This is a genomic window from Pseudoalteromonas spongiae UST010723-006, assembly GCF_000238255.3.
GTDB lineage: Bacteria > Pseudomonadota > Gammaproteobacteria > Enterobacterales > Alteromonadaceae > Pseudoalteromonas > Pseudoalteromonas spongiae.
In genome coordinates this window covers 895,300-916,783 of sequence record NZ_CP011040.1, presented here as the reverse complement: position 1 = coordinate 916,783, position 21,484 = coordinate 895,300, and the positions used below count along the sequence as shown (strand labels likewise).

At 40.0% G+C, this 21,484-nt stretch carries 21 protein-coding genes and 1 pseudogene; 11 read left to right on the top strand and 11 right to left on the bottom strand.

The genetic code is table 11. The annotated features are described in order from the left end of the window. Nucleotides 1-24: 24 nt before the first annotated feature. From PSPO_RS18380 to PSPO_RS18370, 3 genes are all read right to left on the bottom strand, one after another. Entirely contained in the window at nt 25-675 is a 651-nt protein-coding gene (locus PSPO_RS18380) for a hypothetical protein (RefSeq protein ID WP_010559074.1), read from the bottom strand. A gap of 178 nt (nt 676-853) precedes the next feature. Further along, entirely contained in the window at nt 854-1,591 is a 738-nt protein-coding gene (locus tag PSPO_RS18375) for a dienelactone hydrolase family protein (RefSeq protein ID WP_010559075.1), read from the bottom strand. A 68-nt stretch (nt 1,592-1,659) separates the two neighbouring features. Continuing rightward, on the bottom strand, nt 1,660-1,902 hold the full coding sequence (locus PSPO_RS18370) for a DUF2164 domain-containing protein (protein WP_040642641.1): 243 nt from the start codon (nt 1,900-1,902) through the stop codon (nt 1,660-1,662). 272 nt (nt 1,903-2,174) lie between these two features. Between PSPO_RS18370 and PSPO_RS18365 the strand changes: the two genes are divergently transcribed. The 6 genes and pseudogenes from PSPO_RS18365 (at nt 2,175) to PSPO_RS18340 (ending at nt 9,468) form a co-directional block, all read left to right on the top strand. Beyond that, nucleotides 2,175-3,248, top strand: a complete 1,074-nt coding sequence (locus tag PSPO_RS18365; protein WP_010559077.1) for an efflux RND transporter periplasmic adaptor subunit — start codon at nt 2,175-2,177, stop codon at nt 3,246-3,248. After that, nucleotides 3,245-6,367: an efflux RND transporter permease subunit gene (locus tag PSPO_RS18360; protein ID WP_010559078.1), complete on the top strand. Its 3,123-nt coding sequence runs from the start codon at nt 3,245-3,247 to the stop codon at nt 6,365-6,367. Before PSPO_RS18365 ends, PSPO_RS18360 begins: the two co-directional genes overlap by 4 nt. Nucleotides 6,368-6,498: 131 nt before the next feature. Next, nucleotides 6,499-7,721, top strand: a pseudogene (locus PSPO_RS18355) (TMEM143 family protein). A 70-nt stretch (nt 7,722-7,791) separates the two neighbouring features. Further along, on the top strand, nt 7,792-8,244 hold the full coding sequence (locus PSPO_RS18350; protein ID WP_010559080.1) for a tellurite resistance TerB family protein: 453 nt from the start codon (nt 7,792-7,794) through the stop codon (nt 8,242-8,244). A gap of 100 nt (nt 8,245-8,344) precedes the next feature. Next, nucleotides 8,345-9,139 carry a M61 family metallopeptidase gene (locus PSPO_RS18345; protein WP_158523465.1) on the top strand — a complete coding sequence of 265 codons (795 nt, stop codon included), beginning with the start codon at nt 8,345-8,347 and terminating at the stop codon, nt 9,137-9,139. Between the two features lie 83 nt (nt 9,140-9,222). Further along, complete coding sequence (locus PSPO_RS18340; RefSeq protein WP_010559082.1) at nt 9,223-9,468, top strand: hypothetical protein; 246 nt, start codon at nt 9,223-9,225, stop codon at nt 9,466-9,468. Here PSPO_RS18340 and PSPO_RS18335 read toward each other — a convergent pair whose 3' ends face one another. Next, entirely contained in the window at nt 9,469-11,181 is a 1,713-nt protein-coding gene (locus tag PSPO_RS18335; protein WP_021033079.1) for an alkaline phosphatase D family protein, read from the bottom strand. Nucleotides 11,182-11,905: 724 nt separating this feature from the next. Between PSPO_RS18335 and PSPO_RS18330 the strand changes: the two genes are divergently transcribed. After that, on the top strand, nt 11,906-12,781 hold the full coding sequence (locus tag PSPO_RS18330) for a PKD domain-containing protein (RefSeq protein WP_010559084.1): 876 nt from the start codon (nt 11,906-11,908) through the stop codon (nt 12,779-12,781). 246 nt (nt 12,782-13,027) lie between these two features. Here PSPO_RS18330 and PSPO_RS18325 read toward each other — a convergent pair whose 3' ends face one another. Further along, on the bottom strand, nt 13,028-13,684 hold the full coding sequence (locus PSPO_RS18325) for a nitroreductase family protein (protein WP_010559085.1): 657 nt from the start codon (nt 13,682-13,684) through the stop codon (nt 13,028-13,030). A gap of 111 nt (nt 13,685-13,795) precedes the next feature. On the opposite strand from PSPO_RS18325, the gene PSPO_RS18320 reads away from it, so the two are divergent. Together PSPO_RS18320 and PSPO_RS18315 are read left to right on the top strand one after the other, a co-directional pair. Continuing rightward, nucleotides 13,796-14,731 (top strand): LysR family transcriptional regulator, encoded by a 936-nt coding sequence (locus PSPO_RS18320; protein WP_010559086.1) that lies wholly within the window; start codon nt 13,796-13,798, stop codon nt 14,729-14,731. 81 nt (nt 14,732-14,812) lie between these two features. Next, nucleotides 14,813-15,412 (top strand): M23 family metallopeptidase, encoded by a 600-nt coding sequence (locus PSPO_RS18315; RefSeq protein ID WP_010559087.1) that lies wholly within the window; start codon nt 14,813-14,815, stop codon nt 15,410-15,412. Nucleotides 15,413-15,478: 66 nt separating this feature from the next. Here the strand turns inward: PSPO_RS18315 and PSPO_RS18310 are convergent, their stop codons facing one another. Continuing rightward, complete coding sequence (locus PSPO_RS18310; RefSeq protein WP_010559088.1) at nt 15,479-15,832, bottom strand: RidA family protein; 354 nt, start codon at nt 15,830-15,832, stop codon at nt 15,479-15,481. A gap of 419 nt (nt 15,833-16,251) precedes the next feature. Between PSPO_RS18310 and PSPO_RS18305 the strand changes: the two genes are divergently transcribed. Continuing rightward, the gene (locus PSPO_RS18305) at nt 16,252-17,145 is read left to right on the top strand and encodes a tetratricopeptide repeat protein (RefSeq protein WP_010559089.1); all 894 of its coding nucleotides are present in this window, start codon (nt 16,252-16,254) and stop codon (nt 17,143-17,145) included. 112 nt (nt 17,146-17,257) lie between these two features. Here the strand turns inward: PSPO_RS18305 and PSPO_RS18300 are convergent, their stop codons facing one another. From PSPO_RS18300 to PSPO_RS18290, 3 genes are all read right to left on the bottom strand, one after another. Further along, nucleotides 17,258-17,650 (bottom strand): MAPEG family protein, encoded by a 393-nt coding sequence (locus tag PSPO_RS18300; protein ID WP_010559090.1) that lies wholly within the window; start codon nt 17,648-17,650, stop codon nt 17,258-17,260. Nucleotides 17,651-17,652: 2 nt separating this feature from the next. Then, nucleotides 17,653-17,892: a DUF2960 family protein gene (locus tag PSPO_RS18295; RefSeq protein WP_010559091.1), complete on the bottom strand. Its 240-nt coding sequence runs from the start codon at nt 17,890-17,892 to the stop codon at nt 17,653-17,655. Between the two features lie 80 nt (nt 17,893-17,972). Beyond that, the gene (locus tag PSPO_RS18290; protein WP_040642573.1) at nt 17,973-18,659 is read right to left on the bottom strand and encodes a tRNA (adenine(22)-N(1))-methyltransferase; all 687 of its coding nucleotides are present in this window, start codon (nt 18,657-18,659) and stop codon (nt 17,973-17,975) included. A gap of 111 nt (nt 18,660-18,770) precedes the next feature. Between PSPO_RS18290 and PSPO_RS18285 the strand changes: the two genes are divergently transcribed. Beyond that, the gene (locus PSPO_RS18285) at nt 18,771-19,397 is read left to right on the top strand and encodes an NAD(P)H-dependent oxidoreductase (protein ID WP_010559093.1); all 627 of its coding nucleotides are present in this window, start codon (nt 18,771-18,773) and stop codon (nt 19,395-19,397) included. Here PSPO_RS18285 and PSPO_RS18280 read toward each other — a convergent pair. Continuing rightward, nucleotides 19,391-20,275 carry a dTDP-4-dehydrorhamnose reductase family protein gene (locus tag PSPO_RS18280; protein ID WP_010559094.1) on the bottom strand — a complete coding sequence of 295 codons (885 nt, stop codon included), beginning with the start codon at nt 20,273-20,275 and terminating at the stop codon, nt 19,391-19,393. The two genes, PSPO_RS18285 and PSPO_RS18280, sit on opposite strands and share 7 nt — an antisense overlap. Before the next feature lie 100 nt (nt 20,276-20,375). Next, a complete protein-coding gene (locus PSPO_RS18275) occupies nt 20,376-21,476 on the bottom strand; it encodes a DUF481 domain-containing protein (RefSeq protein ID WP_010559095.1) in 1,101 nt (366 codons plus the stop codon). Nucleotides 21,477-21,484: the final 8 nt, after the last annotated feature.

The following is a 21,484-nucleotide window of genomic DNA, read 5'->3' as shown; positions in this document are numbered from 1 at the left end:
AGCTTTTAAACTAAAAGTGGTGCGTTAAAGCGCACCACATTCGTTATTGTTCAGGATGTTAACTTGTTGCCGAGTTTCCCAAGCACCAATAGTAATAAAACAGTAGCAAAGTAGCTCTAAACCTTCTTGAATAATGGTTTTTACAACAAAGGCGTCTTGGCTTACAACATCGCGCCAAAAGCTACCAGTACCAAAAATACGGCTAAAAATAATCAATACAATAACGCCTACGATTACCTTGTTCATGGCCGGTACTCGCAGCAAGTTAACAAACTCGGTAAAGCCGCTTTTTCCTCGCTTTGAAAACAAAACTAACGTAACAAGCGTTGTAAACATGGCAGGGTAAAACCAAAAACCATGGGTAATTTTATCAAACCAAAAGTCACATTCTCGTATTAACAGGGCGGTAAAAAAGCCAAATACAAGTAAGCTACCGGCACCAACGTTTGGCGCCTTTATCATTTTGTAAAAGCACAGATTGATACAAACAAGTGCTAAGCCCTGCAAGGTTTCGGTAAACGAAAGTTCAGGAATACCTTGTAAGAAATAATAATCTAAGCGAATGCTGACATTAACAATAAGACAGACAGCGATGATTGCGATTATGTAGTATAAATTCCATTTTATTACTGCATTATTTGTTTTTTGTGATGTCACAGAGACTAAAGTATTCACAATTAGCGTTCCTGCTATTAGTACGTAGCAGGAGTGTAGGCCTAGAATTTAACGTGGTAAATATTACTTATGTAAGTCTTCGTCTAAAAGTGTAAGGGTCTGTAAGAAAAGGTTAAAGTAAGGTTAATAATGTAGCAATGTAAACCTGATTACTACATTAATCTAACCTTGTTAATAATTACACTAATTTACGCTGAAATAGTGCAGCGGCTTGTTGATACATTTGTATTGCAAGTGCAGCGTCGTAACGTTCGCCTTCGTCGCGCATAAACGCGTGTTGCGCGTTAACTTCTTGCCACTGAAAATTAATACCAGTTTGTTGGCAGGCTTGATAAATTTTTATACGTCCATCCACTGGAACATGTGGGTCTTGCTTGCCAAAGATAAAGTGAATTTCACCTTTAATATCTGACATCCGTTCTAGCGAATTATTACCTTCTGTTGCTGGCAACGTATCACTATGAATATCTGTCGCATACAAACAAAATGCCGCTTTAATATTAGGATTTAACGCTGCGCGATAGGCAAGGTGGCCGCCAATACATACGCCCATTGCGCCAACATTACCAGTGCAATTGGGTAATGCTTTAGCAAATTCAATTAAAGCAACTGTATCACTATCATGCGATTCAAGCGGTTTATTCCATTTATCTTGATTACCTTTATCTTTACCCGCGTCATCGTAGGCAAGTACGGTACCGATTGGGTTTAACTCGTGAAATACCTCAGGCACTAAAACATGAAACCCATGGCTCGCTAAAATGGCTGCAGAACGCGCTATTGGCGCAGTTTGTTGAAAAATCTCGGAATAAAAAATGATGCAAGGGTAGCTACCAGATTCAACAGGAGAATAACGATAAGTGCGCATAACACCTGTTGCAGTTTTAATATCGTGCTGGTGGTTTGAAATGATCATAGTAAGTTTAACAATTGAATTTGAATAGAATTGTAATTTTTTCTCGCAACAATTGCATATGAATTTAATTAACGAATAGGCTTTTCAAGTTCGCTAAAACCGTCATTTAGGGTATCAATTTTACTTTGCAATAACGCTTGTGCATCGTAAATACCTTGGTTGTAAAAGGCGGCTCCTAGTTCCTTTGCAATAAAGTCCAATAGAAAATCTGCATCAAATTGACCTAGTTCAACATCAAGTTCTTTATCAAAGTAATCTTGTAGTTTACTGATGCACTGTTGTTTATCGTGTTGGTTTAGTTTTATGGTCATAGTTGGCACTGTTTGTAACTGTATGGCTTTTAATACTAAAGCGTGTTGCTCGCTACTGTCTATTGTTGCATAAGATTTTTGCCATTTAGCCAAAGGTAAGTGGTTGTAGTGTTTGTATTCTTTTCAAATACTCAATTAAAACGTATAAATTCTGAACAAACATAATACATTCACACGTAAAATTGTGTATTTAGTCGCAAACGGGTGTGTTTTTATGCGTAGATGTTTAGAATAAATAGAAATAATTATCATTAATATAAAGTGAGATAGCTATGTGTGTCGTGCGCGTAAGGTTAGCCTTAGCCTTTATTGTTTTATCTTTTAACACTTCGTTGCTAACAGCAAAGGAAATTGCCGTTGATTTAATTTACCCCCAAGTAAATCAATTCGCAGAGCAACTGTCGCTGTCGGGCACGATTAAATCAAAGCAAGATGCCAAAGTAACTGTATTGCAACAAGGTGTTGTAGCAAAGCTATTTGTAGAGGCGGGCGACCACGTAAGCGCTGGTGATACATTACTTGAATTAAACAGCAGTATTGCAAAAGCCCAGTATCAGCAAGCGTTAGCAAGCTTAGAGGCAAGCGAAATAGCCTATCAAGAAGCGGAGCGTTTGTACCAAGAAGTAATTAAACTGTCAAAGCAACAGGTGGTTGCAAAAACATTAATTGCTGAGCGTAAAGCAACACGTGCAAAAGCGTTAGCTTCTCTGTCTCAAGCTAAGGCGTTGCTTGCTGAGCGAAAAGAAATTGTAAATCGACATACGCTTCATGCGCCATTTTCAGGTGTTATTGTTAATCGCTTTGCGGAGGTGGGTGAATGGGTAACGCCACAAGCCACTGTTTTTTCGTTAGTTGCAAACGACAAATTACGACTTGAACTTGAAATTCCACAAGAATATTACGCCAATTTTAAGCAAACGAATTTAGTTGCGAACATCACACCAGATTTACAACACGCAAGCCAATTTAAAGCCAGTATCTCTAATGTCGTTGGTGCAACAAGTGAATTATCACGTACCTTTAAAGTATTTATTGATATTGATAAATCAATCGCACTGATTCCGGGTATTTCAGCAACGGCAACAATAGCACTCCAGCAATCAGCACAAGAAAAACTCTGGCTGCCAAAAACGGCATTAAAGCACCATCCAGATGGTGGATTCAGTGTGTTTTCTGTGACCAACAATGTAGCTAAACGTCATATCGTTAATGTGATCGCAGAGCAAGCAGAACGCATTGCCGTCACAAATGCACCGAGTAATCATGCGTTTGTAATGAGTGGTGTTGAAGCGCTTAGCGATGGTTTAAAAGTAACGGTAAGCTCAGTTAAGGGAAGTGCGCAATGATCACAGCGGCAGTAAAACGCGGCACGTTAGTTGCGGTTTGTGTACTGATCACCAGCATATTGGGATTAGTAACCGCGCTTAACATTCCGGTGCAAATGATCCCCGATCTTGAAGTCAGAACTATTACTGTGCAAACCGGTTGGCCTGGTGCGACACCACAGGATGTAGAAAAAGAAATCATTATTGAACAAGAACGCTATTTACGCGGCCTTGCGAACCTGTCACGTATGGTGTCTTACAGCGAAATGGGCTCTGCTAGCATTGAATTAGAGTTTCCATTTGGTGTAGATGCCAACGATGCACTTATTCGAGTTAACAACGCGCTAAGTCAAGTTCCAGCATATCCTGAAAACGTTGACCAACCGCGACTGTTTTCGAGCTCGTTTTCTGGCAATGCGTTTATGTATTTTACGCTTAAACCTCTGGCGGGTAACCCACTTGAGTTAGATGTCGATTTGCTACGCGACTTTGCTGAAGACTATGTGCGACCGCGCATGGAAAGTGTCTCGGGTGTTTCAGAAGTGCGAGTGGGCGGCGGTGCGCAAAGGCAAATTCAAATTAAAGTGAACGCACACCGATTAGCACAACGCGGGATTAGTTTACCAGAATTAAGAACCGCAATTCGTAGCCGTAACAAAGATGCCTCAGCGGGTGATATTGAATCAGGCACAAGCCGTTATTTGCTGCGTGTAGTATCGCGCTTTGAAAGCTTAAACGAGTTAGAAAACCTGATTATTGCACGTAAAAATGGTGCAAATATTCTTCTTAAAGAAGTGGCTAGCGTAACGCTTGACCATTTTGAAACACGTGGTACGTCTTTTTCCGATGGCGAACGTACATTAAGTTTATCGGTACGCCGTGAAAGTGGCTCTAACGTACTAGCAATTAAAGATGCGATGTTACCGATTGTCGCTGAGCTCAATCAACAACTGTTGAGTCAAAATGGCCTAGAGTTAAAATTGATGAGCGACGATGTGAAATACGTGCGTAGCTCATTAAAAAATGTTTGGGTAAACTTGGCGTTAGGTGGCTTACTTGCAACCTTAGTCATGTATTTTTTCTTGCGTTCAGGTCGCGCCACTTTGGTGGGTATTATTGGTATTCCACTTTGCACCATCGCTGCGTTTTTAGCGCTGAGTTTATTTGGCCGCACCATTAATGTTATTTCTCTTGCTGGTGTGGCATTCGCAATTGGTATGACGGTGGATAACACCATTGTAGTGCTAGAGGCGATTGTGCAAGCAAAGGTTAATGGCACCAGTAAACGCGACGCCGCAATTAACGGGGTAAAAGAAGTATGGCCAGCAGTACTTGCATCAACAGCAACTACTGTCATGGTCTTTGCGCCAATTTTATTTGTGCAACAAGAAGCCGGTCAGCTTTATTCTGATATCGCTATCGCGATTTCAGGTGCCATTATTGCGTCTATGTTGGTTGCGATATTTATTGTCCCTACGGCTATTGCCAATATAGGTAAAAAACAAGAACTCAGTGAAGGTAAGCAGCTGCAACTGTCAAACAAGTGGCTAAAACCAGCAGCGTGGTTGAGTAAATCAACAAAACGCGCGCGTATTGCTGTTGCCGTTTTCGCCGTAGGTATTTTGGGTAGTGCACTTTGGTTTATGCCAGCGGCAGAATATTTGCCTGAAGGAGAAGAACCAAAAGCGTTTTCTATGATGATTGCGCCGCCAAGTTACAACTTATCTGAAATGCAAAAAATCGGTAAAGAATTACGGGAATATTTTGATGGATATATTCACGCCGATAGCGCCGATTTTATTGCCGGTAAAGAGACGATGCCACCGCTTGATTATTACTCGATGTCGGTATCGGTGGGGCGTATTTGGTTTTTAAGCGCACCGGTAAATCCAGACCATATCAATCAAATGATGGAAGCGGTAACCGATAAGTTCCGCTCTTATCCAAATATGCGTGCATTTAGTTCGCGCGGTTCAATTATATCAAGTAATGATGGCGGTACGCGTGCAGTTGCTGTGGATATTGCTGGCAGTAATATTATTGATTTATACGGCGCGGCAGAAGCAGTTTATGAGCAAGCCAATGTGGTGTTTGATAAGCCACAAATAAACTCAGATCCCGGCTCGTTAACGCTTGAGCAGCCGCTAGTTGAAATTAAACCGCGTTGGCAGCGCTTAGCCGAACTAGGTATTAATAACAGTGACTTTGGCTATGCAATTGCAGCAATGAGCGATGGTGCCTATGTAGACGAGTTTATTCTAAACGATGACAAAATTGACATGTTTTTGTTTAGCGGTGCTGGCAATCGCCAAAATATGGCGGAGCTTGCCAGCTCTCCAATAGTAACGCCTTCGGGTAATATTTTACCGCTTCACGCTTTGGCTGATTTAACTAATTCAAATAACAGTAACTCAATTCGTCGTGTTGATGGTAATCGTACTGTGACTGTGTACATTATTCCGCCGCGAGATGTTGCGTTAGAAACAGCGGAACAATTTGTTCGCAATGAATTGTTACCAGCCCTTTGGCAGCAAGGTAAAATAGCACAAGGCATAAAAGTGAATATTAGTGGCGCAGCTGACCAATTAGAAGCAACGAAAGAGGCGCTTTCAAGTAACTTTATTATTGCCTTGGCACTGAGCTACTTGTTATTGGTAGCTATATTTACACATTGGCGCTATCCGTTATTTATTTTGGCAACAGTACCATTAGGCATGGCGGGCGGCTTATTAGGTCTTGTGCTTGTGAATGGATTAAATAGCGTGTTAGGCAGTATTGGTTTAAGTAGTTATCACCAACCGTTTGATATGATCACCATGTTAGGCTTTTTAATTTTGCTTGGCACCGTGGTTAACAATCCAATTCTTATTGTTGATCAAACCCGCCGTTTTGTTATTGAACAGGGGTTAAGTGTAAAGCAAGCGGTTGAACAAGCACTCGAAAAACGCTTAATGCCAATTCTTATGTCTACTGCTACTACCTTGTTTGGTCTAGCGCCGCTTGTGTTAATCCCTGGGGATGGCACAGAGCTTTACCGCGGAGTAGGTGTAATTGTAATGAGTGGTATTTTGGTTTCTACAATACTTACGTTGACATTCTTACCCGCATTACTTGTTGCTGTGGTAAAAGAAAAACAATAAAGCATTTGCGTAATAGTGCTGTGTTTATAAAAGGCCCGAGTTTTAAGGGCCTTTTTTTTGTGCTTTGGCAATTGGTTTACTGCGCGTTAACGGGTAAAGTCTAAACCATACCAATCTAGCTATCTAAAACCATGTCATTAGAGCGTTATATACCGTTTCGTAAGTCTGATGTTGTGAGCATGTGTCAAACACTGCTACCAACTGAAAAACGCACATCATTTAACGAGTTTGCAGAACTCTTTTCTAGCATTATTCATTTTGCATACCATAAACGTTTGGAATTATTGAAAGATAATTATGCGCCGTTTGACCCGAACGCAGATACGCGTTCTTTAGCGCCTTTATCTGAAAACGACAAGCACACGTGCCAAAAACGTTTCGCGCAGGCCTTTAGCGATATTCTAAACGCGGCGAATTTTGAGCGGATCACCGACCAAGATTTAAAAGACGCGTTAAGCGAAGAGTCACTGTTTAAAGTAAGGCTTGAGGTGGCGTTTGACGATTTTGCTGAAGTGGTTTTTTACCGCCGCGGCGCCTCGCAAAAAGACGAAACATTACGCACTTGGTTAGGGCTAAAAAAACAAGCTATTCGTTTTACCAATTATGAGCGAGTTGCGGTGTTTATCCGTTTTAAAGATGAAGCATACTTTCAACACGCAAAAAAAACGCCGTTAGGATTTGAGCCTGGTTCAACCATTATTAAGCTGTTTCAAAACGTACCAAAGGCTGATTTAGAAATGTTGTTTCCTAATAGCGAAGTACGCATGAGGCCCATAGATAAAGTGATCATCAGTGCATCAGCCGCTGTTGGCGGCGCCGTTGTCTTGGTAACCAAATTGGGCGCATCGATTATTTTACTGGTTGCGCTGTTATCGTATTGGTTAGGATTACGAAGTGAAGGCGTGGAGTTTAGTCAGCAACATTTAATCAGTCTTGGACTTGGTTTAGGAGTATTTGGCAGCTTTATTTTTAAAGAATGGACTAAATTTAAAAATCGAAAAATTAAGTTTATGAAAGCGTTATCAGATAACCTTTATTTTAAAAACTTAGACAACAATGCAGGTGTATTTCATACACTAGTCGACGCGGCAGAAGAAGAGGACTGCAAAGAAGCGATTATCGCATATAGCTTTTTACTAAACGCTGGCAAACCGCAGACGAATTAGACAGCGCAATTGAAAGCTGGTTTGAATATAATTACCAATGTACCTTAGATTTTGAAATTAGCGATGCATTAGCTAAATTAGAACGTTTTAAACTCGTTTCAAAACAAAAAGACGGGTATACCGCGTTGCCTCTTAAAGATGCCAAAACGCAATTAGATAATTTATGGGATAACTTTTTTCAATATTAAGTGTCAAAACACATAATGTGTTTTAGTGTTTGTAATTTCGCTTTATAAAACTGGTTTAGGAGTATGTACAGTGATAGCTCATTTAAAATCTTTACTATCTAAATTTAACGACACCTCGGTAGAGCGCGCTGCAATCGACTTTGAAACGGGCTTGGCGGCTTTACTTGTAGAGGTGATGCGTGCAGATGGCAAAGTGCTCACTGAAGAATTAGAAAATATTCAAAATACATTGATTCATTATTGTGGTTTAGAGCTGGACGCTGCAAGCCGCTTATTAACAAAAGCAAAGCAATTGGTCGAACAAGCCATTGATCTATATTCGTTTGTTAACGTAGTGAACGAACATACTAGCGATATTGAACGCATTGAGATTATAGAGCTGCTATGGCAAGTGGCATTTGCTGATGGTCAAATTGATGGGCAAGAAGATCATGTTATTCGTAAAATCGCCGGTCTAATGTATGTTACCCATGCCGACTTTATTCAGGCCAAAATTAATGTTGATGAGAGCAGAAAACTGTAAATTTACGCGAACCATAACCTTATACAAAGCGGTTTTATGCATTTTTGCCTTTAGTGCACACAGCGCAGAAACTGTCACGCTCCATAACTCAGATATAGAGGTGACGTATAAAAATTTGTCATCACTTTCAGTGTCTCACCAAACAAAGGTAAAAACGTGGTTAAAGTTTGGCATTAATGCCAATAAGCGTGTGTTGGGTTTACCGAGGCAATCGCATTACTACTTTGATTTAAATCCCCGTTACGTTTCCACCGAACCCGTCCCCTGGGCGCGTATTCATAGAAGCGTTTTTGATACGGTTGAGCTTCACTTTTATCGTTTTGCTTCGCTTACAAGCTTAAAACGTGATTGGACCTTGTATCATGAACTCTCTCATCTTTATCATCCGCTATTTGATTACAAAGATTTTTGGCTTGCCGAGGGATTGGCGACTTACTTACAAAATCGCGTTATGTTGCACAATCAACTGATCAGTCGTGATGAATTTATCCACCGCATCAGTGCGGGATTACAGCGCGGTAAACTTAATACTAAACAAAATAAAGGCCAATTAAATAACGTAAGTGAAAATATGTGGCAACGTAATGCGTATCAGCGGGTTTATTGGACCGGTGTTGCGTTTTTTATTGAAGCTGAATCTCAGTTGAAAGCGCAAGACAAACCCGATTTAGCGTCACTAATCAAGCAGTATCAAATGTGCTGTCGTGAAAACGAGCAATATGCGAGTGAACAGCAAGCTAAACAGTTTTTGCAATCGCTCGATAGATTATCTCGCTCAGGTATTTTTACGTCGCTTTACCGCCGCTATCAAACACGAGAAGATTTTCCGGTAATTTCAAAATCGCAAATAGCCTCGCTAATTTCGCCTTTTACACCTAAATCGCAATTGCAATAAGCAAGTTCATTTAAGGTTAACTTTTAACCTGCTAATTTTTCTTTTGAAAGTGTGTAAATACAAAGCGTTTTAGGAAAACTAAGATGAATATGCAATTAAGCCGTGAAGAATTAACCATGTTATTAGGTGATAACAATCATGTTGATACTATGAATGTTGAGCAAAATGACGAACTGTCATCCCTTATCACGCGTTTTGAGGGGTTACAGTTGGAGTTACACAACCTATTGTGTTGCAACGTTGAAAAAGGCGATAAAGCTGCATTGTTACAACAACTTAATCGCCTAACAACGTTAAATGATGAATTTATAAATGAACTTAATCACTAACTATTTAGCGAGCACTTCAGTCATTTGTGAACTCATTTGATAGTCACTTTGATGTACGCTTGATAGTAAATGCCATTCGCTATGCGCTTTTTCAGCGGTAAATGTTACTGTCATAAAACCACGCTGATGAATATTGGCATATTCAAGGTCGTCAACTAACAATTTAAGCGCTTCCGCAAATTGTAATGCCATTTGCTCCGGTAATTGTAGGTAGTATTCAAGTCCTGGCGAGGTTACAGAGCTTGTTGCAAACTCATAGCCACACACATTACCTTTCCCGTCTTTTAGCTGTCCACCCCACGCATTGTGAGTATCACCCGCAAGCGCAATTAAATTCTTATTAAATTCATTGGCCGTTTGTAAAATTAACTCGCGTTCAACTGGGTAGCCATCCCATGCATCTAGATTGTATGGTGCCAAAGTGGTAACGCGGGCTTTTTCCATTTCTGTTAGGGTTGGATCGCCTGCCAGCAATCGACCTTTAATTTGCGCAAGCTCTGTTAGTGTTTGTGCTGTTTGTGCACTTGGGTTAGCCAGTTCAGCAAGTAACTCAGCTGGAATATGCATACGGTTCATTAATACTTGCTGGCCAAGCACTTGCCATGTTGCGTTTGAGTTAATCATGCCATCTTGCAGCCAAATTAATTGGTCAGTACCAATTAGCTTTTGTGTTGGTTCGATTAAATCTAAGATAAAGCGGTTACTATCAATTTGACCGGTTACTGGATCAATGTAGTTTGCATAATCTAACGGTTTTGCGCGACTTTCATGGCGGGTATCTAGCATATAAAGCGATACCAGATCACCATATTCAAATTGGCGATACAAACTTTCAGTTTGCCCCTTTACGTAAGGACGAATTGGCATCCATTCAAAATAGGCTTGTAATGCGGCAAGCTTACGTGCTGTAAAATCACCTTCACCATCGTTGTGGTTTTCTGCACCGTTTTTAAATGAATCGTTGGCAACTTCATGGTCATCCCATACCGCAATAAATGGGCTATTGGCATGAAGCTGTTGTAATGATGTATCACTGCGATAAAGTGCGTAACGTTTACGATAGTCTTCTAGGGTGATAATTTCGCCCGCATTATCGTCAGCTAGTTCACGGCCAAGCGCTTGTGCATTTTCTGTGGCATAGCCGCCCATACCGTATTCGTAAATGTAGTCGCCAAGGTGTAACACGGCGTCAATATCCGTTAACTTGGCCGCTTCTGCGTAAGCGTGGAAATAACCTGCAGGGTAGTTTGCACATGACATTACAGCAAATTTAACTGAATCAACCGAACCTTGTGGTAGGGTTTTGAATTGACCTGTTGGTGATACTTCATTTTCGGTGACAAAACGATAATAGTACTTGCTACCTGCGTTAAGGCCTGCAAAGTCAATTTTTACTGTGTAGTCGTTTGATGCTAATGCAACAACGCTTTGTTGCACTCGGTTAATGTCAAAATTTTCGTCATCAGCGATTTGCAGTGTTAAATTAACCCCTTGCGGCGCGCCACTTGGGGTAACGCGTGTCCAAAGGATTATTGCATCACTAAGTGGGTCGCCGCTGGCAACACCATGATTAAAATTAATCGCAAAATCGTTTTCAGCAAGCTTGTTATCGTCGTCGCTATTACAACCAGTAAGTGACATCGCAATTGTCGCGGCGCCAAGACCATACATAGAGGCTTTTAAAAAATTTCGGCGTGAGAAGTTGTGACTCATAAGGTGACCTTTTGTTTTTTTTATTATCATAGCTACCATATATGACAAAATTAGGTCTGGTCAAACCTCCAACCACCTCATTGTTAATGGATGTAACAATTTTATTATAAAATTCCTATGCTTATTGAGATAACAATTCTTAAACATACAGTTAGAGCGATAACTTTTTGATTTGTTATCAACTATTAAGTTGTTTTAAGTCGCACGTTATTTAGCGTTGCTCTGGTAAAACAGTGTATATAACTTCGTTTACTTCATCGCTGTGAATACTAACTAAATACGCACAACCCAATACGCAGCTCACATTATACCTTTGACTTTATTTATACGGTTTGGGGTTAACAACAGGCAACGTTACCTAACCAATGAATTGACAATAGTTGAAAGAATAAAAAACTAGTGGCCAATAGCGCATACCTGTTTTAATTGCTTTGTTATAATTGGATTCAGCGCCAGACAATTCTTGTACGCCATATGGGGCATATTAAGATGAACGTCATAATAGACGCTTAAGTGTTTTTACTCTTAATTATAAATACGAATTTTGTTCAGTTTTTCGATATGATTAATTAAGTTAAGTGATTTTAATAGTCGATAAGTACGCATTTAGATACAGAAGTTCGTACTGTAATTTCAAAGTTCCCACTTATACCGTTAGCTATTTAAGAAAGTAATACTAGGGCAGACGTACCCTTAAAGCTGCTCAAAGCAAAAGGAAGTGAATATGTTTTACAAATCAAGCAAGGTTGGTATTTCCCTACAGGTTTTAAAAAGTCTTGCAGTCACAGCAATGCTCGGGTTTTTGACTGCGTGTGGAGCAAGTTCAGATGATAATGACGAACCATTACATACAGAATCTATTAATAAATTGCCTTCTGTTAATGCAGGTCCAGACCAAACTGTAAAAGAGCTATCAATTATCACACTTAGTGGGAGTGGTTCTGACCGTGATGGCTCGATCGCGAGTTACCAATGGACACAAACATCAGGCAAAGCGGTTGTTATTGAAAACCCAAGTAGTCCAGAAGTCTCATTTCGTGCACCAAAAGCAACGAATGAACATCAAATCACCTTGCAACTTACCGTAACGGATAATGAAGGAGCAACTAACTCGGATTCATTAGATATTACCGTTGTCCCCATGACACCACAAGAACTTGAAATAGCGCTTAAAAAGGTAATTAAGAATATTGGCAATTTAGCGAAAGTAGTCGAGCTACCGCCTAAACCCGACAGAGAGTTGGCGATAGCCACAGTTGAAGGAATAGACACTAATAACAATGGCACCAGGGACGATTTAGAACGTATCGCATACCAGGCCATGAATTTGCTCGATGGCGTTACGTTAGACACATATAACCAAATGATATCCATTATAAATATGATTCAGCCACGGGCTGACGCAGTGGAAAATAACATTAGTAAAGTGGCCATTTATTGTTCTTACCAAGCTTTGCCTGAAAATGTAAAAAAGGAGATGCCTTTAAGGTTTGTATATATGCTTGTACTTAATACGCCGGCACGAGAAAATGCGCATTATGACTCGGTGATTTCAGCGCCGCGGAATTTAGGCCCTGAATTATGTGAACCAGCGGAATAAAGCGCTTTTACGTTTTTATTTTTGCATCATGGCTCACGTTTAACACCGAACCAATTGAAGATCTGTTTAAGTGTGAAAACGCTAGCATAAAAGGATTTCGCACAATTGTGGTGTATTTAGATGTATCATCAATTAACTGGAGTATACGTAACGGACCATAACATGGTCTACCGCTAGAACTTTCAGTTAAAAAGCGCACTTTTATTAACGTGCGCTTTTATTGATAACGTTACGAAGATTATTCGATTACAAAATTGTAATTACTTGGTCTTTTGCTAAACGTGATTTTGGTAACGTGGCGTTGTAATCTTCGCTTTCTTCGTGGTAACCAATCGCAAGCGCAACTTCACATACGTAACCGTTTAATTCATCGGCAAATAATTCGCTGATCATGTCTTTATCAACGCCTTCCATTGGTGTTGAATCAATACCTAAACGCGCTACTGTGTGCATTGTATTACCCAGTGCAATGTAAGTTTGCGCCTTAGTCCAATGTGCGTTGTTACCATGTTCGTCCGTATTTAAATCAACAAATGCAAACGCACCGAATGCTTGTTCTTTATTTTCAGCTAATGTACGGCCATTCTTTATATCAGTATCAATCACCTTTTCATAATCGCTGCGGGCATATTTAGGGTTATAAGCGAATAGCAACGTATGAGATGCTGCCTTAATGTGCGGCTGATTAAACTGGAACTTGTTAACAAATGTTTGATGCATACGCTGTTTCGCTTCATCAGAACTAATCACAATAATTTTCCAAGGCTGTGAGTTAATTGACGATGGTGATAAGCGAATAGCTTCTAAAATGATATCTAAATCTGATTGTGAAATCTTTTTACTCGCATCGTAACGTTTACTTGTATAACGACGATTTAGGTCAGTAATAATTGGGTGTGTCATTGATTGCTCCTAACAAACAAGGTGCTGTTAAACTTGAGCCTATTGTAAAACTTGATTATTTAAATAAAAACACGGTAATATTTGAATCATTATCAAAAAATATTAGTTAATATGTTAATAGCCGATTTAAAACTCATTTTAAAAATTGCTGAACTTAACAGTATTTCTGCTGCGGCAGTATCCCTTGATATGCAGGCGGCAACAGCCAGTGCAGCGTTAAAACGTGTTGAGGCCGAGCTTGGTGTGGAACTGTTTGTTCGTACTACCCGTCACTTGAGGCTGTCAAACGCCGGTGAGCGCTTTTTACCGCAATGCCAAGAATCGATAAATTTACTCTCTATCGCCAAACAAAATATTAAAGCTGATAATAAAGACATTGAGGGCGAATTACGCGTTGCTTTATCGTCCGATTTAGGGCGAAACATTGTAATACCCTGGCTAGATGAACTACTTGATAGTTACCCAAATTTAAGTTTGCGCAGTCATATTAGTGACAGCAATATCGATTTTTATCGTGACGCAGTTGATTTGGCGCTTCGTTATGGCAAGCCAAACGATACAAACTTATATGGTTTTAAAATTTGTAATATTCCAAAGCTACTGTGCGCAACGCCCGAATATTTAAGCCAAAATGGCGAACCAACTAAACCGTCAGATTTACAAGCGCATCAAGGGCTTTTTTATCAGCTACAAGATCGCATCAACGACACTTGGGAGTTTTTAGATAACGACAAGGTAATAAAAGTAAAAATGAAAGGTCGACGTGCGGCTAACGACGGAGATTTGGTGAGACGATGGTGTATAAAAGGCAAAGGCCTTGCCGTTAAATCAGCGATAGATATTGCCGATGACCTGATTGAGGGCAGAGCAGTGACATTAATGCCTAAATTCCCCCATAAAAGTACCGAGTTGTGGCTTATTTGCCCAAGTAGACAATCAATCACCCCGGCCGTGCGATTAGTGCGAGATGAGTGCAGAAAACGCACGAAAGCGCTGCTGCAAAAACTGATAGATAAAGGAATATTGACGAAAAGCGTACTTGATTAGTTATTTGTGTAAAAAAGAAAATTACGTTTAAACCTTTTTGATGGTGTGCTGCGACAAATAAAGTCAAAAGGGAGAATTACAATGAACAAATTAGTACACGCAATTTTTTTAACCTTATCTTTGTCGGCATGTGCAGAACAAGCCGTAGACTGTTCGGTATTTGACGAACAAGCAAAATCGAAATACATCTTGCCATTTCAAAAAGGTGAATCCTATAAAGTGGAAGTTTCAACAGGCCATTACCGAGCAAGTAATGGAGGAGTAGGGTTGTATGCAGTTGATTTTAACATGCCTATCGGTACAACAATTGTTGCAGCCAGAGCGGGTGAGGTTGTAGCCGTTCGCGAGCAATTTGAAGATTGGAACGGGAAAGATTTAGCTGAGAATTTTGTCTTTATTAAGCATGCTGATGGCACTGTTGCGCGTTATTTTCACCTAACTCATTTAGGAGCTATGGTAGAACAAGGTGAGCAGGTAAAACAAGGTCAAATCATTGCTAAAAGTGGTAACACTGGGCAATCGGGTGGGCCACATTTACATTTTGATGTGCAAACATGCGGGCCAAATTTACCACCACACTATAACCAAAAACCATGTGGACAAACGTTACCCGTCGTTTTTAAAAATACCAAGCCCCATCGATGCGGTATTGAAGCTGGAAAAGTTTACAAAGCGATATAGTACGTAATAAAAATGAATAACCACAACCTTGTGGCTGTGGTTATTAATAAGTGGAATTTAGTTTAATTAGTCTTTTTGTGCCGCGATAACAGATACTTCCACTAATAACTCAGGGCGCGCCATTGCAGCTTCAACACAAGCTCTCGCAGGTGCATGACCTTCTGGTACCCATGCATCCCATACTTCGTTCATTTCTTTGAAATACTGCATGTCTTTAATGTATACAGTTGCGCTTAACATATGTTCGCGACTGCTACCTGACTCAATAAGTAATTCATCCACTTTATCGAGCATGGTTTGCGTTTGTTCTTTAATGCCTTTAGTGGCATCTGCGCATACCTGACCACATAAATAGACTGTTTTATTGTGAATTACGATGCGGCTCATGCGCTGTTTTGTTTGCATGCGTTGAATGGTCATATTTGTTCCTAAACCTTGGTGATAAAAATTGGCAAAACTGTAGCAAAACAAACGGGTAATTAGTATTGAAAACGCAATGAAAGTTATAGGGTCTGTTGACCTTTCAAGTTCGTTTTTGCAGCAGTTTGATTGGGTTTTATACAAGGCAGAGGCTGCGTGGCATAGTTATTCTATGTGAGCCAGCCGATAACACAGTAGAAAAGGCAATCAAGCGCTGCCGAACGGTTCTTTTGAGCGCACTTTTTTCATTGTTGCTCGATATTCGCTTAGATTACTAGGCCACACATCGAGCGCCGCGATAAAAGCACGCTCAAACAGAACAAAAATAGAACAGAAAAGATCAACAGACCCTAAAACATGGGTGTAGCTTATAACTGAATTGTTGTATATTAGTGGCTCAAATTAATAAGGCTAACTTAATGAAATTAAAATTTATCTTACTGTTTATTTTTACAACTTTGTGCTTTGGGGCTTTTGCAAATGAATCAAAACCAATGACAGAGCAACAGCAAGAAAAGGCAATAAAAGAACTCAACGAACCGCTGTATCGTCCGCTTTTGGAGCGTTACGTATTAGACGAGCTTAAATCGTTACGACAAGACCAGCAAAAGCTGCGTGAAGACACAACAAAACAAATTACCCATACGGAATTAAGCGCAGCAGACAGAGCGCTTGATTATACCAATGACACCATAAACAATGTGATGTTTATTATCACTGCAACCGCGACAATTTTGATTTTGGTAGGTTGGAACTCGCTGCGCGATGTGAAAAACAAAGTAGAAAGCATTGTTAACGAACGGGTTAAAAGCATTACCGAAGAGTATGAAAGCCGTTTAGGTGTACTTGAAAGTGAATTAAAAGAACGCTCAGAAGAGATCATTAATAACCATCGGAAAATTACCATTACCAATGAAGTACATTCGCTATGGATGCGTGCAACATTAGAAAGTGATGTTAATTCGAAAATTGAAATTTACGATGAAATTTTAAAGCGCAAACCTGATGATGTAGAAGCAATTACCTATAAAGCTGATGCATTGTTGGAGCAAGGTAAAACAGTTAAAGCAATTGCGCTTTGTAATCAAGCGATTGAAGAAGAAGAAGATTATGGTTATGCCTATTGGCAGCGTGCATGTGCCTATGCACAAGAAAATCGTTTAAGTGATTCAATGGATGATTTGCATATGGCGCTTAAGCTATCACCAAATTTAAAGAACGAGCTAGTAAACGAAGTTGCGTTTGAAAACTTACAAGTATTACCTGCATTCTTGAAATTATTGGACGACGCCGGTGTAAAACTGGGTGAATAATCGCAATTAGCATTCGCTTATTTACGCGATATCAGTTTGGGAAATTGTTAATCTGATATCGCGTTCGCCGATAAAACTACTCAAAAATCTGAGCTTACTTTATCTCACTTTGTTAGCTAGGTTGAATACTCACAACCATCATTGCAATTGGACAAACTAGGCCTATAAGCCATACGCTTGAGCGCAATACATGCCAATTTACGTAGTAACACACACAGTATAAAACCCGTGCAATCAAATAAATAATTGCCAGCGTTTCAGTTGTAGCCGTGATGGTGTTAGAGGCAAAAACAACTACCAATGCAATAGTAAAAATCAGTAATGACTCAAAGCTATTCTGATGTGCGGCCAATGCGCGTGCACCAAATCCGGTAAGCTTACTTTGTTGTGCGCGTGGATGGCGATTGTCATAGCCATCGAGCTTGTTCATTGCAATTGCGACAGGTGCTTTTGCTAAATAGGGAAGTAAGGCGGCAATAATGGCGCAAACGATGAGTGTATTCATAATTACTCTTTAATAAATGTGATGTTAGTGACACCCAGCTTTCGAAAGTATTCATCTCTAAAGTTACGAATTGCCGCTTTGTCTTTTGCGTACAACGTTACTTGATGCTCCATTTTGGAATACTCCGCAATATCAAATCCTTCTGCTGCGGCGATTGCCTCAAACATTGAATTATATTTGTCTTGTGAGAAGTTAATTAACTTTTGCTGCTGGTTATATGTGTATTGAATTTTCTTAGCCATGTTAAACCTAAGGAATAAATTTACCCGCATTGTACTTAACAGGTAAACGGGTTTATATACGTACGCGCTAATTTAATCGATTAATTGCATTTAAGTTTATTTGCTAACGCTTGATACGCATGTAACGCGACAAGTGCTTCTTTATTGTTTCGGCTTACGTTTTGATAGTGCTTTATTAAGCGCATGAGGTACTGCGCTTTTTGGCATTGTTCAGCGCTATGCCATAGCTTGTCGCCAATAGGAGATATTGCTACACCTTGGCGCTTATTGCGTGTTACGTGAATAATTTCGTAAAACCGTTTGTTTTCAGAAATAAGCGATTCATCTATTAATGAGTAGTTTAATGCAATTAATTGCTGGCGAAGTATAAACGTATGATGCACTGGGCAAATGATAAATTCGAGCGCTACATCACCAAAGCGCGCCGTTAATTGTTGAATAAATTCCGTTGCTAAATCACCGCCCACGCCCGCAATAATTATTAGGTGACAACCTTGGTATTGATCAAGTGGGATCTCGTTAACACTTATTGTATGGCACTGCCAATTTTTATAAGGCAACTGCTGAGAGTCAGGCTGCGTACTTAGCCCATTTTCAACGCCTTTCATAATGTGCGCAGAAATATCAACAAAGTGTATGGTGCTAGATGGGTAAGTCGAAAGTAAAGACATGCCTAAGTAACCGTGATCACAACATGTATCCCAAATATGGTGATACGGATTTTTGATTGTATTGGCGATGGATTGCAGGCGGTAAGATAATGGCATAACTAAATTAGGCGAAAATAATAAACTAAAACATCTGCATTTTAACAAGTTCTCATTTATAAATCCTAACTCTCTATGTATATTGTATCCACTTTGCGTGTTGGAGTTAGTATGAAAGTAGTGATTGTCAGTGGAAGCGGTCGACCAAATTCAAATAGTGTGCGGTTAGCAAACAAGATAAGCGAACACCTTGTACGATTAGACATTGAATGTGATTTAGTCGATTTAAGTGAAATGACGCGACTACTGCATCATTACGAAGGGCATGATGATGAAGTACTTAGCAAGCAAAAAGCGCTACTTCTTGAAAAATTATATTCAAGTGATGGCATTGTGATTGTGGCACCGGAGTGGGGCGGTATGTTACCGCCAGTGCTACATAATTTTCTATTGCTCAGTGCTTATGGCTCTGCTTCTGGCTTTCCGCTCGGCCATAAGCCTGCGTTAGCCATTGGAATATCAACGTCAGGCGGTGGGCACAATCCAGTTAGTTTATTAAAAGGCTATAGTGCTAAAAATTCACACTTAGTTTGGTTGCCATTCCATGTGATCATTAACAATGTCGATGAGTTTATAGCGAATTTTGCTGAAAAAGATAAAGCGCTTTGCAGCAGGCAAAAAAGCATATTTTCGCGTTTAGAAGTTGGCTTATATGCGCTAGTAATCTATGCAAAACAGCTCGCCCCAATTCGACATGAGCTCACTCAGCTTTCGATTAAACACCCATTTGGTCAGTGAGTTAATAAGGGTTGTACACACGCAATAAATGCTTGTTCAAATGGTCGGCTGTGACAGATCTTGAGTTGTTTTAGTCGACTATCTTGCAGTGCACAGTTATGTGGCCTGCTTGCAACTTGACTTGGCTCGTTTATTGGCGAAAGTGTCGTTTCATCAATTTCAAGTTGCTTTGCTGCAATACATGCTATCTGATACTTGGTGTATGCTTGATTATCTGAAACGTGGAATATGCCGCCAATGTTTGTGTTGGTTACTTGACATAAATCAACAAGCGTTAAGGCAATGTCGTCAACATGGGTGGGGTAACGAATCGCCCAATTGTCATGTGCATTATTTGATTGTTGTTTAACTTGGTGTGCGATAACCGTAATTGCCGACTCGCTCAAGGTTTCAACTTGCCCATAAAGCACGGGTACACGAATAACGGTATGTGTTTTACACGTGTTTAAAACTATTTGTTCCCCTTGTGCTTTAGTTTCACCATAAAAATTAAGTGGGTTTAGCGTATCACTTTCACTGTATGGCGGCGTTTTTCCGTCAAATACGTAGTCAGTACTGATAAAAAAGAATTGTGCGTTTAAACGAGCAGCTTCTCGCGATAGATGTTCGGTTACTGAAAGGTTGAGGGCTTTGGTATGGGCATGGTTATTTTCACATACATCCGGTTTTCGCTCAGCTGCTGCGTGAATAATAATATCGGGTTTAGTTTCATCAAGAAATTGCGTTACCGTTATATGCTGCGTTAAATCTAACTTAACAATTGGGCTTTGTGCGCGACTAAACCCTGTGCCGATTACGTCAAAGCCGTTTTCATTAAATATACGCACCAGTGCTCTACCAAGTAAGCCAGTTGCACCTGTTATCAATACTTTTTTCATGAATTTCCTAACACTCTTTTGGGGCAGTTAGTGTAAAACAAAGCGCAGTTTAACCCCATTTTTTAAGCAAAATTTAATGTATTATTTTGTTAAAAGGCGGCTAAAATTCGTAACCTAGGCTTACAACAAACCGATAATCGTTTTTATCTGGGGTTGATGTGTCGGTCGGTTTCGGATTTTCGATACGATCTAAATAGAATGTGAGGTCTAAATCAAAGTCGCCAATCAGATCTACTTCAAAGCCAGCTTTAAGGCGATGAATATATTCACCAGCTTCTTCACTTACAATTTTAACTTGGTAATCTGCGTCAAACTCAATGTCTTTGGTTATATCCCACTGAACGGCGGTACCTAAGTTTAATACACCGGATGTTTCTTTGTCGTCTTCGCTAGCTTCAACGGTAATGTAACGAGTAGATTGATAGCTAGGGCCTGCACTTATTTCCCAAACAAAATTACCGGTATCAAGCACCTCATAACCAACACCAAAACCCAATGTATGACGGTTATCTATGTTGCCAAGTTCATCAGCGAAATATTCATAATCGGCTACGCGAATAAAGGTTTTGGGAGAGAAAAACCAATCGAAACTAGTTGAGAGCCGTTGGTCGTTAGTGGTTTGTTCTTTTTTACCGGTATCTTGACTTACTCTTTCGCTGAAATTACTCACAAACTCGCCAGATAAACGCGTTGTAGCGGTACGCCTTTGCGCTTCTCCGCTTAATGTGTAGTCAGATTGCTCAGAATTACCTCGGCGAAAGTTAGTGCCAAAGTTAATTTCGCCGTCCCAATAATCACGTTCGTTACCATTTGCAGAAGCGATTGATAAAAGATTATTTACTGCAATTTGTTGCTTTTCCTGACCATTGGTTAGCGTTAGAAGTTTGTTTTGAATTACTAGCTTGCCAGTTAACACCGTGCCGTCGTTTAAACGAATACTTTGCTTGCCTTTAGTATAAAGCTCAGCAACATCATCGATATCGATTGTTTGTATACCGAATTCATCAGAATCAAATTCGATGTCTTCATCATATAGGGTAATTAAGTCACCTTTTATCCACTCGCCTGAGGCGGTTTTAAGCCAATCATACTTTTGATTAAAGTCGCTGTCAGCAGGTCTCCAAAGAGGGCTTGTGCTTGCGCCAGAAGCAAATGAGCACAACAGCGATGTAGTTAATAAAAAAAGCAAAATAGATTTCATAAAAAACA

Excerpts from the sequence above, each read along its gene's own strand:
- PSPO_RS18375 (WP_010559075.1), bottom strand. The coding sequence starts at position 1,591 with ATGATCATTTCAAACCACCAGCACGATATTAAAACTGCAACAGGTGTT.
- PSPO_RS18370 (WP_040642641.1), bottom strand. The coding sequence starts at position 1,902 with ATGACCATAAAACTAAACCAACACGATAAACAACAGTGCATCAGTAAA.
- PSPO_RS18365 (WP_010559077.1), top strand. The coding sequence starts at position 2,175 with ATGTGTGTCGTGCGCGTAAGGTTAGCCTTAGCCTTTATTGTTTTATCT.
- PSPO_RS18360 (WP_010559078.1), top strand. The coding sequence starts at position 3,245 with ATGATCACAGCGGCAGTAAAACGCGGCACGTTAGTTGCGGTTTGTGTA.
- PSPO_RS18340 (WP_010559082.1), top strand. The coding sequence starts at position 9,223 with ATGAATATGCAATTAAGCCGTGAAGAATTAACCATGTTATTAGGTGAT.
- PSPO_RS18335 (WP_021033079.1), bottom strand. The coding sequence starts at position 11,181 with ATGAGTCACAACTTCTCACGCCGAAATTTTTTAAAAGCCTCTATGTAT.
- PSPO_RS18330 (WP_010559084.1), top strand. The coding sequence starts at position 11,906 with ATGTTTTACAAATCAAGCAAGGTTGGTATTTCCCTACAGGTTTTAAAA.
- PSPO_RS18325 (WP_010559085.1), bottom strand. The coding sequence starts at position 13,684 with ATGACACACCCAATTATTACTGACCTAAATCGTCGTTATACAAGTAAA.
- PSPO_RS18320 (WP_010559086.1), top strand. The coding sequence starts at position 13,796 with ATGTTAATAGCCGATTTAAAACTCATTTTAAAAATTGCTGAACTTAAC.
- PSPO_RS18315 (WP_010559087.1), top strand. The coding sequence starts at position 14,813 with ATGAACAAATTAGTACACGCAATTTTTTTAACCTTATCTTTGTCGGCA.
- PSPO_RS18310 (WP_010559088.1), bottom strand. The coding sequence starts at position 15,832 with ATGACCATTCAACGCATGCAAACAAAACAGCGCATGAGCCGCATCGTA.
- PSPO_RS18305 (WP_010559089.1), top strand. The coding sequence starts at position 16,252 with ATGAAATTAAAATTTATCTTACTGTTTATTTTTACAACTTTGTGCTTT.
- PSPO_RS18300 (WP_010559090.1), bottom strand. The coding sequence starts at position 17,650 with ATGAATACACTCATCGTTTGCGCCATTATTGCCGCCTTACTTCCCTAT.
- PSPO_RS18295 (WP_010559091.1), bottom strand. The coding sequence starts at position 17,892 with ATGGCTAAGAAAATTCAATACACATATAACCAGCAGCAAAAGTTAATT.
- PSPO_RS18290 (WP_040642573.1), bottom strand. The coding sequence starts at position 18,659 with ATGCCATTATCTTACCGCCTGCAATCCATCGCCAATACAATCAAAAAT.
- PSPO_RS18285 (WP_010559093.1), top strand. The coding sequence starts at position 18,771 with ATGAAAGTAGTGATTGTCAGTGGAAGCGGTCGACCAAATTCAAATAGT.
- PSPO_RS18280 (WP_010559094.1), bottom strand. The coding sequence starts at position 20,275 with ATGAAAAAAGTATTGATAACAGGTGCAACTGGCTTACTTGGTAGAGCA.
- PSPO_RS18275 (WP_010559095.1), bottom strand. The coding sequence starts at position 21,476 with ATGAAATCTATTTTGCTTTTTTTATTAACTACATCGCTGTTGTGCTCA.